Here is a 13,948-nt window from a genome sequence, read left to right as displayed (position 1 = left end):
AGAGGGGGGTAAGCCCGGAGCGCTGGAGCGTCAGTGATTTTCAACTGTCGTGTACAGTGTCAAAGAACGCGCCGCGCGGACGCACGTTGGGCGGATGACGGACGCAGCCGTACCCTGGCCTGGCGCCAGGGTGACGGAGGATATGGGATCAGGCCGTGGCGAGGCAGGCGTTGAAGCTCTTTTCCAGCTTCTCGCGGTCCAGTTCGCGGCCGATGAAGACGAGGCGGCTTTCGCGCTTTTCGTCTTCCTTCCACGGGCGCTGGTGATCACCCTCGATGATCATGTGCACGCCCTGCACCACGTAACGCTCGGCATCGCCCTTGAAGGCGATGATGCCCTTGAGGCGCAGGATATTCGGGCCATCGGTCTGGGTGACCTTCTGGATCCACGGAAAGAACCGCTCGGGGTTCATCTCGCCGCCGCGCAGCGAGACCGACTGCACCGTGACGTCATGGATCGGCGAGACCGCGCCATGGTGGTGATCGTGGCCATGGTCGTGCGCATGGTCATGATCGTGATGATGATGCCCGTGGTCATGGTCGTGATGATCGTGCCCATGATCATGATGGTGATGGTCGCAATCGGGGCCGCAGGCATGATCCTCATGGCCGTGCTCGAGGAAATGCGGATCGTTTTCGAGCGCACGCTCAAGGTTGAAGGCGCCCTGATCGAGAACCCGGGCGAGATCGACGCCCGAGCGGGTGGTCTTGTAGATTCGAGCGGAAGGATTGATGGCGCGCACGATATCTTCGATGCGGGCCACTTCCTCCGGCGAAACGAGATCGGTCTTGTTGACGACGACGACATCGGCAAAGGCGATCTGGTCTTCAGCCTCGCGGCTGTCCTTCAGGCGCAGCGGCAGGTGCTTGGCGTCAACGAGGGCAACGACGGCGTCAAGCTCGGTCTTGGCGCGCACGTCGTCATCCATGAAGAAGGTCTGGGCGACGGGCACCGGATCGGCAAGGCCTGTCGTCTCGACGATGATGCCGTCGAAACGGCCCGGACGGCGCATCAGGCCTTCCACGACGCGGATCAGGTCACCGCGCACCGTGCAGCACACGCAGCCATTGTTCATTTCGTAGATTTCCTCGTCGGATTCGACGATCAGATCGTTGTCGATGCCGATCTCGCCGAATTCATTGACGATGACAGCGTATTTCTTGCCGTGGTTCTCGGAGAGAATGCGGTTGAGAAGCGTCGTCTTGCCGGCGCCGAGATATCCCGTCAGGACGGTGACTGGAATGGGCTTGGCTGTTGCTGTTTCGGTCATGGAAACCTCGTGTGGAGCAAGGCCGGTTGCGGCCTTAAGGAGAAGTGTCGTCGTCCATATAGGCGCGATATCAGGGCAGTTCAAAGGGATTCTGGCCGGTTTCGGCTGAGTTTTTCAAATTTTGTTATGAAATAACGTTATGTCAAAAGCGTGGACATCTTCAAGCAGTTCGAGAAGGCCGTTGACCGCGTGGGAAATCAGCCTTTCGCCCTTTTCCTGAGAGGCGGCGGCGGCGTTTCCGGCAACGCCATCGGGGTTCAAGTCGCTCATCAGCCAGCCGAATGCGTGGGGGCCGTAGGCACGCAGATGCCTGAAACGGCTGGCGAAATCGCTCTGGCGAGAGGGAAAGTTGCCCGCCTTTTCCATTGCCACCCGCTCCGGGCAAAGTGCCAGCATGACCGACGTCTCGATATCGCCGCCATGAATATCGACCGCCTTGTCCTCCGGCCTCACGATATCGGCCGGCACCCCGAAACGGGTCCAGCTGGTGGCAACCGCCAGCATGCCGAAACGGGCTCGGGCCTCGGTGGCGACGATGGTCATCAGCGGTGAATTGCCGCCATGGGCATTCAGCATCACGAATTTGCGCACGCCTTTTTCATGCTCCGCCTTCGCAATGCCGAGCCAGCGCTCGATGGCTTCCTCGTAACGCAGGGTCTTCGTGCCCGGCACATCCATGTGCTCGATGGAATAACCGACGGGCTCCACCGGCAGGAAGGAGACAGGCAGATGCGCCGGCAAAACCGCGGCGAGGCGGGAGACGATGCCCGCCGCAATCAGCGTATCGGTCTCGAAGGGCAAGTGGGGGCCATGCTGTTCGTGCGCGCCGAGCGGCAGGACAGAAATTGCGCCTGTTGCGCGAAGATGAGGGTCTGTTACGTTTTCGTCGTGATAATGCGTGTATGAGTTTGGCATCTGGCAGTCCGCGCGTGCATTCGGTAAGGATTTCCAGCAACATATATCGGTTCCGCCACAGGGTAAAAGGCACTCGCATATGAGCAAGGACAAATCCGGGCATAAGGACAAAAGCGCCAAGAAGGAAAAGGGCAGCAAAAAGGTAAAGGACGTCAAAAAAAGGGATGAGAATTTCAACCCCGAGGAACTGGCGCAATCCATCACCCAGGCCGCCCGTTCCATGCGCACGGCGCTGAGCCACAGCCTTTCCGAAAGCGGGCTTTATGCGGGCCAGGACGGCGTCATTCTGGCGCTGGCGCAGGAAGGCAGCCTGACACCCGGGCAGATCGCCCAGAAACTCGGCGTCAAGGCGCCGACCATGACGCGCACCATCGGCCGCATGGAAGCTCAGGGTTTTGTGGAACGCAGCGGTGACGATGAGGACGGTCGTGTGACGCTGGTGAAGCTGACGGAAGCGGGTTTGCAAAGCGTCGAGCATATCAACACATCAATAGCGGATTGCGGGGCAAGGGCCATAGAGGGGCTTTCGGCCAAGGATATTCGCAACGTTGTTAAACTTCTCAAGGCAATCGACGCCAATCTTCAATAATTTGTTGAAATTTTTAAATGCGCCCTCTGTTTTTATGGGCATTCCTTAAACAGGTTGCGGATTTTGTTTAAATTGTTTAATTGCGATTTAAACAGGGACATCCGTCGCTGACATGCGTTTGGGGAGGAATGCCATGGCACAAAAGGTTAAACTGTCGACGATTGCCGAGAGCCTTGGTCTTTCGACCGCCACCATTTCGCTGGCATTGCGCGACAGCCCGCTGGTTGCTTCCGATACGCGTGACAAGATCAAGGAACAGGCGCGGGCGCTGGGTTATATCTACAACCGCCGCGCCGCCAGCCTGCGCACCTCGCGCTCCGGCATTGTCGGCGTGGTGTTCCACGATGTGATGAACCCGTTCTATGGCGAAATCCTGAAAGCCATCGAAAGCGAGCTGGATCGCAGCCGCCAGACCTTCATCCTGTCCAACCATTATGATTCGGTGGAAAAACAGCGCACCTTCATCGAAACGCTGCTGCAGCTCGGCTCTGACGGCATCATCATGTCGCCGGCCATCGGCACACCGATCGAGGATATGACGCTGGCCGAAGAAAACGGCATGCCAGCCATTCTCGTGGCCCGTTCGATGGACGGCGTCGACATGCCGACCTATCGCGGCGACGACAGCTACGGCATTTCGCTGGCCACCAACCACCTCATCAGCCTGGGCCACCGCACCATCGCCATGGTCGGCGGCACCGACCAGACATCGACGGGTCGTGACCGTTACCAGGGTTACGTCAATGCGCTGCGCAAGGCGGGCATCGAGGTTGATCCGAACCTGCGCATTCCCGGCCCCCGCTCCAAGCAGGGCGGTTTCGAGGCCGCCGTGCATTTCCTGTCCTTGCCGCAGAAGCCAACCGCGGCCGTCTGCTGGAACGATCTCGTTGCCATCGGTCTGATGAACGGCATTTCCCGCGCCGGTCTGGTGCCGGGTGTCGATATTTCCGTCACCGGCTACGACGATCTGGAAGAAGCCGCCATCGCTACCCCGGCGCTGACCACCGTTTCCAACGGCCAGGCCGAGGTCGGGCGCCTGGCGGCCCGCGCGTTGCTGGACAGGCTGGCGGGCAGTCACGAGCCTGATGGGATTCACCTGATCAAACCGGAAATGCGTATCCGGCAATCGACGGGGCCGGTACGGCCGCGGGTTTGACTACATCGCCCGGGAGTATGGATGCGGCAGGCTGCATGTTTCTGGTTGTTCGCGATGTTTCCTTCTTCCGTCATTCCGGCCTTGAGCCGGAATCCGGCCACCGGGTGTTTACGCGATGATAAAGACTCTCTCAGCCCAAGGACTTGGGCTGGCTGGATGCCGGATCAAGTCCGGCATGACGGTGAGGGCGCTTAAAAAAATCGGCATGAAACTTCCGTCTGCCCCCATAGCATCCTCTTATTGGCCTTTTCACGGCCGCCGTTGTTTGGAAAGATCGCCGCCCAGAGGAGTGGGGATGGCGAGCGGTTCGCCTGAAACCCGCTCCTGATATCGGAATGTTATCTGGAGGAATATCCGCTCATGTCTGACAAAAAGGCCGTCGTTCTCGTTCCCGGCAATATAAACCCGCGCGTTCTCGAACGCCTTGAAGGCAAGGTCGAGATCGTGGCCGTGCCTGCCGGTGCCGAGCCGGTTCTGCCTGAGGGTGCGGCCGAGCGCATCAATGCCATCGCCGTTTCCGGCGTCGTCAATGCCAAATGGATTGATGCACTGCCGAAGCTCGAGATCATCGCCAATTTTGGCGTGGGTTATGATGGTGTGGACGCCAAACACGCCGCCACGCGCGGCATCGTGGTGACGAATACGCCTGATGTGCTGAATGACGAAGTGGCCGATACGACGATTGCGCTGTTGATCAACACTGTGCGCCGTCTTTATCAGGCCGAGAGCTGGCTGCGCGACGGCAAATGGGTTGGCGAAGGTGCATTCGCCCTGTCGCCGTTTTCGCTGCGCGGCCGCAAGGTCGGCCTCTTCGGCATGGGTCGCATCGGCCAGGAAATCGCCAAGCGGCTGGAGCCTTTCAAGGTGGAGATCGGTTACCACACCCGCAGCAAGCGCGACGAACTCTCCTACACCTATTACGGTTCGCTGAAGGAAATGGTTGAGGCCGTCGATACGCTGATCTGCATCGTGCCAGGCACGCCGGAGACGCACAAGGCGATCAATGCCGAAATCCTGACGGCGCTGGGGCCTGAGGGCGTGTTCATCAATGTCGGCCGCGGCTCCAGCGTCGATGAGGATGCGTTGTTGCAGGCGCTACAGAGCGGTGCTCTGGGTGCTGCCGGTCTCGACGTGTTTTATGCCGAACCGAAGGTGCCGGAAGCCTTCCTGTCGCTGCCGAATGTTTCCCTGTTGCCGCATGTCGCCTCCGCCTCGATTCCGACGCGCAACGCCATGGCCGATCTGGTGGCGGACAATATTCTTGGCTGGTTCAGGGACGGCACAGTGGTGACGCCGGTGCCGGAGACGCCCGTTAAGGGGTGAGGTTTGGGGCCGCCACACGGCCGTCACCCCGGACTTGATCCGGGGTCCAGCGCGATCAAGTTCTTGATCGCGAAAAGACTCTTCTCACGGCGCAGATGCGCCGTGGCTGGATACCGGCTCAAGGCCGGTATGACGGAAGAGAGGTTTTGCCCTTTGTCGGCACCCCTATTCCGCAATCTCCTCCGCTCTTACCCATCGCCCTTCGGCAAACGACCGCGCCATGGCGTGAATGCTGCGCTCGATCTTCAGCCCTTCCTCGAAATCGATGATATGGGCCTTGTTGCCCTCGATCGCCGCGATCAGCTCACGGCATTCTATGACCTTCAGATCGTTGAAACCGAGGCCGTGGCCGGGGGCGGGGATGAAGCGGTCATAGGGCTTGTGATGGGGGGCGGTGAGGATGGTTCCGAAACCCTGTTCTTCCGGCCGTCCGTCCGTGGTGTAGAGCTGGAACTCGTTCATCCGCTCCTGATCGAACAGGATCGAGCCGGTGGAGCCATAGATCTGGATGGCGATGCGGCCCTTGCGGCCCCAGGCGGAACGGTTGGCGATCAGCACGGCGGAAATGCCGCCTTCGAGCTTCAGGAGAACGCTGGCGAGATCATGCGTCTCGACCGCGCGTTCGCCGCCGCCGGCAAGCGGGCGGGTCTCGTAAGGTTTCACCATGTCCGTGATGGCGCTTTCGGCGTGGCCGAACAGGGCATAGAGCAATGACAGCGGATGCACGGCAAAATCGTCCAGCGCGCCATAACCGGAGGATGCCTCGCTCTTCCAGTAGAAGGGCTGGGTGGCATCGGCCATGAAGTCCTCGTCCATTTCGGCGCGGACGTGATAGACCTTGCCGATCGCGCCTTCGTCGATCAGGTGGCGAATATGGCGGATGACTGGGTTCTGAATATAGTTGTAACCCATCGCCGCGGCCTTGCCGGACCGGCGGGCGGCATCGCGCATCTTCACCGCATCGGCAAAGGCAGGCGCCATCGGTTTTTCACACCAGACATGCTTGCCTGCCTCATGGGCGGCAATGGCCATTTCCGGGTGGAAGGCATTTGGCGTGGTGACTGAGATGACGTCAATCTCCGGGTCTGCCAGCAGGTCGCGCCAGTTGCCTGTCGAGCGGGCAAAACCGAACTCGGCGGCTTTCTTCGCCGCCAGCTCCGGGTTGACTTCCGCGAGCGTCACAAGACGGGGGCGTTCCACATCGCCGAAGACGCTCGTGACGTTGTTCCACGCCAGCGCGTGGCATTTGCCCATGTAACCGGTGCCGATAAGGCCCACGCCAAGAGCGGCCATGCTATTCTCCTCCCGAGAGTTTTAGAATGAAATCAACGTATTGAACGTTTATTGAAATGTGGCAGGCGAAACAAAGCCCCTCCGCCCTCATCCCTGTGCTTGTCACAGGGATCCAGCCAGCCCAAGTCCTTGAGCTGGGAAGACTCTCCCCGCCGCGCAGACGCGCGTCGGCTGGATTCCTGTGACAAGCACAGGAATGAGGGACGTCGTGCGTCTCAGGGATTATCCCGCTTGAAAATCCAGTCGTGATCCGGGTGGTTCTTGAAGCGCCATTTGCGCATCGGCCCCGCCATCACGTTCAGATAATACATCTCGTAACCATAGGGCGCACCGCAGGGGTGGTGGCCCCTTGGTACCAGCACGACATCGCCGTCCGACACAGCCACGGTCTCATCAAGCGAGCCGTCCTCGGTGAAGACCCGCTGGAAGCCGAAACCCTGCGCCGGGTTGAGGCGATGATAATAGGTCTCTTCCAGATAGGTCATGTCGGGGTAGTTATCCTCATCATGCCGGTGCGGCGGATAGGATGACCAGTTGCCCGATGGTGTGAAGACTTCCGTCACCAGCAGGCTGTCTGCCACATCGCGCTCTTCCATGGCGATGGGGAAGATATACCGTGTATTGGCGCCCTTGCCACGCTCCGTCAGTTGCACACCGGCCGGGCCGATCTGCTGCGCCTCGCGGCTGCCTTTTTCACCCGGCGCGGTGCAGACGCCGACGGTGCAATCCGTCGTGGCCGTCAGCGACCATTCGGAACCGGCCGGAACATAAACGCAATGCGGCGGCTTGCGCTCGAAGACGTTCATGCGGTCGCCGAGTTCACCGAAGTCTTTGCCGCCTGCGGAAATCGTCGCCTTGCCTTCGACAAGCACGAGGATGACTTCCGTATCGCCGGTGTTTTCCGCTGCCGTCTCGCCCGGTTTCAGGCGGTAGAGGCCGAAACCGACATAACCCCAATCCGCGCTTTGGGGCGTGATATCGTGCACCTTGCCGCTTGTCGCGACCGGCTTGCGCAGAAGTGAGGTCATGGTGGTGTTCCTTTTTGTAGGTAACGCAGACATGTCATTCAGTAGTTTCGCGTATTTCCGTCACCCCGGACTAGATCCGGGGTCCAGCCGACGCGCGTCCGCGCGGCGGGGAGAGTCTTTTCAGCCCAAAGACTTGGGCTGGCTGGATTCCGGCTCAAGGCCGGAATGACGGGCGCGGGGAAGGCCGCGCCCGTTCGTCAGCTCAGTTCAAGCAGCCTGAGCCTTATCCAACCCCGCTTCGCGCGCAAAAGCCTTCAGCGATTTCAGCCCGAGGCTCTGATATTCGAACGGGTTGCGCACGTCAGGGTCCTGCTCGGCCTCGATCACCAGCCAGCCGCTATAACCATGCTCGGCCGCCAGTTTCAGCACCGGCGGGAAGCTCACGCCGCCCTCGCTGTCGCCGGGAACGGTGAACACGCCGCGGCGAACGCCTTCGAGGAAGGAAAGCCGCTCATTGCGCACCTGATCGGCAATGACCGGACGCACGTTCTTGGCGTGGATATGGCCAACGCGGCCCATGTATTTCTGCGCGACGCGGACGGGATCGCCGCCGCCGAACAGGCAATGGCCGGTATCGAGCAGCAGATGGGTCTTCGGCCCGGTATGCTTCATCAAGAGGTCGATCTCGTCTTCGCTTTCGACCACCGTGCCCATGTGGTGATGATAAACGAGGGTAATGCCCTGTTCTGCGGCAAAGGCGGCAAGCGCCTCGACACCTGCGCCGAACTTCGCCCAGTCCTCGGCCGCAAGGCGTGGACGATCGACCAGCGCCGTGTCATCGGCACCGTGGATGGCGTTGGAGGTTTCGCAGACGATGATGACCTTCGAGCCCATGGCTTTCAGGAGATCAAGCGCCGGCTGCATCGCCTTCTTTTCAGACTCGATGTCGTCGGTCAGGAGGTTCAGCGAATGCCAGCCGGAGACGAAGGAGAGGCCGCGCGGCGAAAGCACGCCCTTCAGGCCTTCCGGGTCAGTCGGGAATTTGTGCCCCTTCTCGATGCCGTCGAAACCGATCTTCGCGGTTTCATCGAGGCATTGCTCCAGGCTGATATGCGCGCCGAGCGTGCGGTCGTCGTCGTTGGACCAGGCAATCGGGTTGGTACCGTAACGGATCATCTTACTGTCTTTCCTTGACATGGTTTTCATAACGGGCGCGGGCCGGGCCGATTTCGGCGCGGTCGGAAACTTCAGGCACCGCGACATCCCACCAGTGACCACCGGCCTGCGGGGTCGGATAAGGGTCGGTATCGATGACGATGACGGCGGTGCGACTGGAAGCGCGGGCGGCGGCGAGCGCCTCTTCCAGCTCGGTTATGGTGGAAACCTTGCGCGCATCCGCGCCCATCGAACCGGCATGGGCCACGAAATCGATGGCAATCGGGTTGACGTTGGTGTGGGCGTAGAGATTGTTGAACTCCGCGCCGCCGGTTTCCATCTGCAGCCGGTTGATGCAGCCGTAACCCCTGTTGTCGGTGATGACGAGGGTGATCTTGACGCCCATGGCAACCGATGTCGCAAGCTCGGAATTCATCATCATGTAGGAGCCGTCGCCGACCATGACGATCACGTCGCGGTCCGGTTCCGCCATCTTGATGCCAAGGCCGCCAGCCACCTCATAACCCATGCAGGAGAAGCCATATTCCATGTGATAGGAGAGCGGCAGCTTGGATTTCCACAGCTGGTGAAGCTCGCCCGGCATGGTGCCTGCGGCGCACATGACGACGGTATTGTCACGCGACTGGCGCTGTACGGCGCCGATCACCTGCATGTCGGTGGGCAGGCTGTTCACATGCTCCTCGCCCGGTGCGGCGGTATCGGCATCGGCCTTTTCGAACCATGCTGCCTTGAGGCGGGCATCCGGCGCCGCGTAACGGTGGCTGCCGAGGGCGGCGGAGAGTTTTTCAAGGCCGATCTTCGCATCCGCCGTCAGACTGATCGCATCATGCTTGGCGCTGTCATAGGGCTGCACGTTGAGCGCGAGGATCTTGCGGTTCGGGTTCTTGAACAGCGCCCAGGAACCTGTCGTGAAATCCTGAAAGCGGGTGCCGACGCCGAAGACCAGATCGGCCTTCTCGCTGACGATATTGGCGCTTTCCGCGCCGGTAACACCGACCGGGCCGAAATTCAGATCGTGATCCCAGGCAAGCGCCGATTTGCCGGCCTGTGTTTCAACGACGGGGATGGAATGGGTTTCGGCAAAACGTTTCAGCGTCTCGGTGGCACCGGCAAAATGCACGCCGCCGCCGGCAACGATGATCGGGTTCTTCGCCGCCTTCAGCGCGGCGACCGCCTCTTCGAACTCTACGACATCTGGCTCAGGGCGGCGCTGCCGCCAGATGCGCTTTTCGAAGAAGCTGACCGGATAGTCATAGGCTTCCGCCTGCACGTCCTGGCAGAAGGCGAGCGTGACGGGGCCGCAATCGGCCGGGTCCGTCATGGTGCGCATGGCGCGGGGAAGGGCCGTCAGCAACTGTTCCGGCCGCATGATGCGGTCGAAATAACGGCTGACCGGGCGGAAGCAGTCATTCACTGTCATCGTGCCGTCGCCGAAATCTTCGAGCTGCTGTAGCACGGGGTCGGGGCCGCGATTGGCAAAGACATCGCCGGGGATCAGCAGAACCGGAAGGCGGTTGACATGCGCCAGCGCCGCCGCCGTCACCATATTGGCGGCACCCGGGCCGATGGAGGAGGTGACCGCCATGGCGCGTCGGCGGCGCAGCTGTTTCGAATAGGCGATGGCCGCATGAGCCATGGACTGCTCGTTCTGGCCGCGATAGGTCGGCAGTTCGTCACGGATGCCATAAAGCGCTTCGCCGATACCGGCGACATTGCCATGGCCGAAAATGGCCCAGACACCGGCAATATAGGTTTCGCCGTGTTCATTCATCTGCGCGGCGAGGTAACGAACCATAGCCTGCGCAGCCGTTAATCTAATTGTCTTCACGCTGCCTCTCCCTTTTTGGCGCGCGCCTCATCCCATATGCGGCACAGGCTGGTATAGCGCTGCGCCATGTCCTTCACCGCTTCCTCATCGGTGATCTTGCCACCGAGCCAACCCCGCGCGGCGTCGGCAAAAATCGTGCGACCGACGGCGAAACCTTTGACCAGATCGAAGCCTGCGGCAAGGCGGAAGCTTTCTTCCAGCTCGCTCTGCGGTGCGTCGAGGCCGAGAACGACGATGCCCCGCACATAGGGATCATTGCGATGCACGGCGTCGCAGGCGTTCTTCCATGCGGCACGGGTCTTCATCGGCTCCAGCTTCCACCAGTCGGGGTAAACGCCGATCTCGTAAAAGCGCTCGATGATGCGGGCGGCGGTCAAATCGTCGGTGGGGCCGACCTTGGAGGGGATGACCTCCAGCAGCATTTCCAGTCGGTTGCGCCGTGCTGCCTCGAATAGCCGCATCACGGTCTCTTCCTGTGCGGCGCGCATCTCCTCGGTGTCATCGGGGTGATAGAAGCAGAGAACCTTGACGACGTTTTCAAGCGGCCATTCGGAGAGCCCGCCGAAATCCTTGCCAAGCTCCGGTTCCAGCGTCAGCGGGCGCGAGCCCGGCCATTCCACGGGACGGCCGATCCAGAGGCCGGAGCCGCTGGCGGCAAACAGCGCATCGCGGCCAAGACGGCCGTCGCAGAGTATGCCGTAACCCGCCTCGCCGCCGGAAACCTTCTGCGCCGCCTGAAGGCAGAGCTTCTTGAAAGCGCCGATCTGTTCGTGCTTCACGCCAAGCTCGTCGGCGATGGCTTCCAGCTGCATGCGGTGGTCGAAGGCGAAGACGCGCATCGTCTCCCAATCGCCCTTGCGGTTGGTGGACCAATGCACCTGCTCCAGCGCCTCGTCCTTGCGCAGCGCCTTGTTGCGAATGCCGGCCTTGAAGAAATATTGCAGTTCTTCCCAGCTCGGATAGGCGGGCGTGCAGCCATGGCGGGAGACGGCGAAGGCGCCGCAGGCATTGGCGTATTTCAGCGTCGTCGGCCAGTCTTCGCCGCGCAGCCAGCCGCGGAACAGCCCGGCCATGAAACCATCGCCGGCGCCGAGAACGTTGAAGACCTCAATCGGGAAACCTTCGCCCGTTTCGCCATCGTCGAGGCTGGCAGGAATATCGCCGGCGAAAACCGAAGCGCCCATCGGACCGCGCTTGCACACCAGCGTCGCATTCGCGACCTTGCGGACGGCGTTGAGTGCGGTCAGCGTATCGGTGGAGCCGCCGGCGATGTGGAATTCCTCTTCCGTGCCGACGATCAGGTCAAAGAGATGCAGGGTGGATTGCAGCTTGGCGGTGACCTTCTGCGATTCCACGAAACGGCTTTCGCCATCGCCATGGCCGGCCACACCCCAGAGATTGGGGCGGTAATCGATATCGAGCGCGGTCTTTGCGCCATTCTCGCGGGCGAGTCTCAGCGCCTTCAGCACGGCTGCTTCCGTTTTCGGATGCGACAGATGCGTGCCGGTGGCGCAGATGCAGCCGGCCTCGGCAATGAAGGCGGGATCGATATCGTCTTCGCTGAGCGCCATGTCCGCACAGTTCTCGCGATAGAAGATCAGCGGAAACTGGTTCTGGTCGCGAATGCCGAGCAGCACCAGCGCGGTCAGCCGCTCCGGGTCGGTCTTGACGCCGCGCACATCGACGCCTTCGCGCACCAGCTGTTCGCGGATGAAACGGCCCATATGCTCATCACCAACGCGGGTAATGACGGCACTGTTCAATCCAAGGCGCGCAGCACCAGCAGCGATATTGGTTGGCGAACCACCAATATATTTGGCAAAGGAGGCCATGTCCTCCAGACGGCCGCCGACCTGTGAACCGTAAAGGTCAACAGACGAGCGCCCGATCGTGATAAGATCAAGTTTTTTCAAAAGGTTTCCTCCTTAGCACCGCACGCTGGCGCGGTCTGCCTCATGTGTGTCGAGCGGATCAGGCAACCATGCCGCTAGCTATCGCCATCCCGCTCCGGTGAGCCTCCTCCGCTCACTTGTCCCGTCACGAGACGGACAGTCGTGGAATGCCCGTTTCATGGATTTGGATCATAAATTCTATTTTTTTCATTTTCAATAAAAATATTCAGGCTGTCTTGCGTGTTCCCACAGCAACCGCCAGCGTGATGGCGAGACAGAGCGTGGCGGAAAGCGAGCGGAAAGCGCCGAAATCGATCTCCGTCACGGTCAGCAGCGTCGCGCCGGATTTGCGGAGCGGATTGACCGCGGAATCGGACAGCGCCACGACGGGAATGCCATTGGCGCGGGCGTTTTCCGCCAGTTCCAGCGTCTCAGTGGAATAGGGAGAGAAGGTGATGGCGATCAGCGCGTCGTCGCGGGAGATGGCGCTGATATTGCTGAGCCCGCCGACTGCGCTGTGCAGAACCGCCGGCACTTTCATCTTCTCGAAGGCATAGGCCAGATAGCTGGCGATGGGGAATGAGCGGCGCAGGCCCATAATATGCACGGTGCGCGCCTTGGAGAGCGCCGAAACCGCCTCGTCAAGCTGCTTCGTATCGACTGATTTCAAAAGCATTTCGAGCGAAGAACGGCCAGCTTCCACGAATTCCGCCAGCAGGCCGGAGGCGCTCTCGTCGCCCTTTTCACGCAAGTGATCGAGCCGCGTCGCATAGTCAGGCCAGCCTCCGACGTAGGAATCACGGAACAGGCGCTGCATTTCCGAAAAGCCGGAAAAGCCCATGATCTGACAGAAACGCATGAAGGCCGAGGGCTGCACGCCGGCGCCATCCGCCATTTCGGCGACGGTGGAAACGGCGATGCGATCCTGATTGGAGGCGACATAATCGGCGCATTGCCGCAACCGCTTCGGCAGGCCCTCCGCCACCTGGAGCAACCGCTCCTCAAAAGCCTTCACCGAATCTGGCGCCTCGATTGCCGTCATTGTCATTCCTTTGTGCAGACTGAAATCGTGTGCACTTTAGCCCCAATGGAATTTTTATTCCATTGGGTTTTTTGGAAGCCGACGAATGAGCGACTGTCTTTGATGTCAAGCGTTTTGCCATGGTTTGTTGTCTCTGATGATGGCGTTTAGGATTGTCAGGAGCTTTCGCATGGTTGCGACGACGGCGACTATTTTAGGCTTTCCTGCCTGAACGAGGCGATCACGAAAGATTTTGAGGGTCGGGTTATGCCTGATGGCGACGAGAGCTGCCATGAACAGCACCGCCCGGACCTTGCCCCTGCCACCACCGATGAAGCTCTTGCCTTTCCATGTTCCCGATTGCCGGGTCCATGGCGCCAGCCCCGCCAGAGAGGCAATCTGACGCCGGTCGAGACTGCCCAGTTCCGGCATCTCGGCAAGCAATGTGCGGGCGGTTGCGGGACCGACACCGGGTACCGACGTCAGCAGCTGCCTCTTATACCCATCTGACGCTGCC

Annotated in this window: 12 protein-coding genes; 3 read left to right on the top strand and 9 right to left on the bottom strand. The window is 60.6% G+C overall.

Annotated elements, in window-relative coordinates:
- Nucleotides 1–148: 148 nt before the first annotated feature.
- Both O8B93_RS04835 and O8B93_RS04830 read right to left on the bottom strand, forming a co-directional pair.
- Nucleotides 149–1,270, bottom strand: coding sequence for a CobW family GTP-binding protein (locus O8B93_RS04835; RefSeq protein ID WP_269708669.1), 1,122 nt, complete (start codon nucleotides 1,268–1,270; stop codon nucleotides 149–151).
- A 114-nt stretch (nucleotides 1,271–1,384) separates the two neighbouring features.
- Entirely contained in the window at nucleotides 1,385–2,185 is an 801-nt protein-coding gene (locus O8B93_RS04830) for a creatininase family protein (RefSeq protein ID WP_269708668.1), read from the bottom strand.
- Nucleotides 2,186–2,264: 79 nt separating this feature from the next.
- On the opposite strand from O8B93_RS04830, the gene O8B93_RS04825 reads away from it, so the two are divergent.
- The 3 genes from O8B93_RS04825 to O8B93_RS04815 all read left to right on the top strand — a co-directional run bounded on the left by O8B93_RS04825 (nucleotide 2,265) and on the right by O8B93_RS04815 (nucleotide 5,253).
- Nucleotides 2,265–2,774, top strand: coding sequence for a MarR family winged helix-turn-helix transcriptional regulator (locus tag O8B93_RS04825; RefSeq protein ID WP_269708667.1), 510 nt, complete (start codon nucleotides 2,265–2,267; stop codon nucleotides 2,772–2,774).
- Between the two features lie 133 nt (nucleotides 2,775–2,907).
- Nucleotides 2,908–3,930: a LacI family DNA-binding transcriptional regulator gene (locus O8B93_RS04820; protein ID WP_004433466.1), complete on the top strand. Its 1,023-nt coding sequence runs from the start codon at nucleotides 2,908–2,910 to the stop codon at nucleotides 3,928–3,930.
- A gap of 360 nt (nucleotides 3,931–4,290) precedes the next feature.
- Nucleotides 4,291–5,253: a 2-hydroxyacid dehydrogenase gene (locus tag O8B93_RS04815; RefSeq protein WP_269708666.1), complete on the top strand. Its 963-nt coding sequence runs from the start codon at nucleotides 4,291–4,293 to the stop codon at nucleotides 5,251–5,253.
- A gap of 165 nt (nucleotides 5,254–5,418) precedes the next feature.
- Here O8B93_RS04815 and O8B93_RS04810 read toward each other — a convergent pair whose 3' ends face one another.
- From O8B93_RS04810 to O8B93_RS04780, 7 genes are all read right to left on the bottom strand, one after another.
- The gene (locus O8B93_RS04810) at nucleotides 5,419–6,546 is read right to left on the bottom strand and encodes a Gfo/Idh/MocA family protein (RefSeq protein ID WP_269708665.1); all 1,128 of its coding nucleotides are present in this window, start codon (nucleotides 6,544–6,546) and stop codon (nucleotides 5,419–5,421) included.
- A 215-nt stretch (nucleotides 6,547–6,761) separates the two neighbouring features.
- Entirely contained in the window at nucleotides 6,762–7,574 is an 813-nt protein-coding gene (gene iolB, locus O8B93_RS04805; RefSeq protein ID WP_269708664.1) for a 5-deoxy-glucuronate isomerase, read from the bottom strand.
- Nucleotides 7,575–7,781: 207 nt separating this feature from the next.
- Nucleotides 7,782–8,690 carry a myo-inosose-2 dehydratase gene (gene iolE / locus O8B93_RS04800; protein WP_269708663.1) on the bottom strand — a complete coding sequence of 303 codons (909 nt, stop codon included), beginning with the start codon at nucleotides 8,688–8,690 and terminating at the stop codon, nucleotides 7,782–7,784.
- Between the two features lies 1 nt (nucleotide 8,691).
- Nucleotides 8,692–10,518 carry a 3D-(3,5/4)-trihydroxycyclohexane-1,2-dione acylhydrolase (decyclizing) gene (gene iolD, locus O8B93_RS04795; protein ID WP_269708662.1) on the bottom strand — a complete coding sequence of 609 codons (1,827 nt, stop codon included), beginning with the start codon at nucleotides 10,516–10,518 and terminating at the stop codon, nucleotides 8,692–8,694.
- Complete coding sequence (locus O8B93_RS04790) at nucleotides 10,515–12,431, bottom strand: bifunctional 5-dehydro-2-deoxygluconokinase/5-dehydro-2-deoxyphosphogluconate aldolase (protein ID WP_269708661.1); 1,917 nt, start codon at nucleotides 12,429–12,431, stop codon at nucleotides 10,515–10,517. The genes iolD and O8B93_RS04790 overlap by 4 nt, the downstream gene beginning before the upstream one ends.
- Nucleotides 12,432–12,636: 205 nt before the next feature.
- On the bottom strand, nucleotides 12,637–13,452 hold the full coding sequence (locus O8B93_RS04785) for a MurR/RpiR family transcriptional regulator (RefSeq protein ID WP_080829815.1): 816 nt from the start codon (nucleotides 13,450–13,452) through the stop codon (nucleotides 12,637–12,639).
- A 105-nt stretch (nucleotides 13,453–13,557) separates the two neighbouring features.
- Nucleotides 13,558–13,948 (bottom strand): transposase (locus O8B93_RS04780; RefSeq protein ID WP_269708660.1); only part of this gene is annotated, 391 nt, incomplete at its 5' end.

Origin of the sequence: Martinezella rhizogenes (assembly GCF_027460065.1) — a bacterium.
Taxonomy (GTDB): Bacteria; Pseudomonadota; Alphaproteobacteria; order Rhizobiales; family Rhizobiaceae; genus Agrobacterium; species Agrobacterium rhizogenes_C.
This window is presented reverse-complemented; position numbering and strand designations above follow the sequence as displayed.

What these genes read in the sequence shown, in the direction of transcription:
- O8B93_RS04815 (WP_269708666.1), top strand. Translation starts at nt 4,291, where the DNA reads ATGTCTGACAAAAAGGCCGTCGTTCTCGTTCCCGGCAATATAAACCCG.
- O8B93_RS04835 (WP_269708669.1), bottom strand. Translation starts at nt 1,270, where the DNA reads ATGACCGAAACAGCAACAGCCAAGCCCATTCCAGTCACCGTCCTGACG.
- O8B93_RS04785 (WP_080829815.1), bottom strand. Translation starts at nt 13,452, where the DNA reads ATGACGGCAATCGAGGCGCCAGATTCGGTGAAGGCTTTTGAGGAGCGG.
- O8B93_RS04825 (WP_269708667.1), top strand. Translation starts at nt 2,265, where the DNA reads ATGAGCAAGGACAAATCCGGGCATAAGGACAAAAGCGCCAAGAAGGAA.
- O8B93_RS04820 (WP_004433466.1), top strand. Translation starts at nt 2,908, where the DNA reads ATGGCACAAAAGGTTAAACTGTCGACGATTGCCGAGAGCCTTGGTCTT.
- iolE (WP_269708663.1), bottom strand. Translation starts at nt 8,690, where the DNA reads ATGATCCGTTACGGTACCAACCCGATTGCCTGGTCCAACGACGACGAC.
- O8B93_RS04830 (WP_269708668.1), bottom strand. Translation starts at nt 2,185, where the DNA reads ATGCCAAACTCATACACGCATTATCACGACGAAAACGTAACAGACCCT.
- iolB (WP_269708664.1), bottom strand. Translation starts at nt 7,574, where the DNA reads ATGACCTCACTTCTGCGCAAGCCGGTCGCGACAAGCGGCAAGGTGCAC.
- O8B93_RS04810 (WP_269708665.1), bottom strand. Translation starts at nt 6,546, where the DNA reads ATGGCCGCTCTTGGCGTGGGCCTTATCGGCACCGGTTACATGGGCAAA.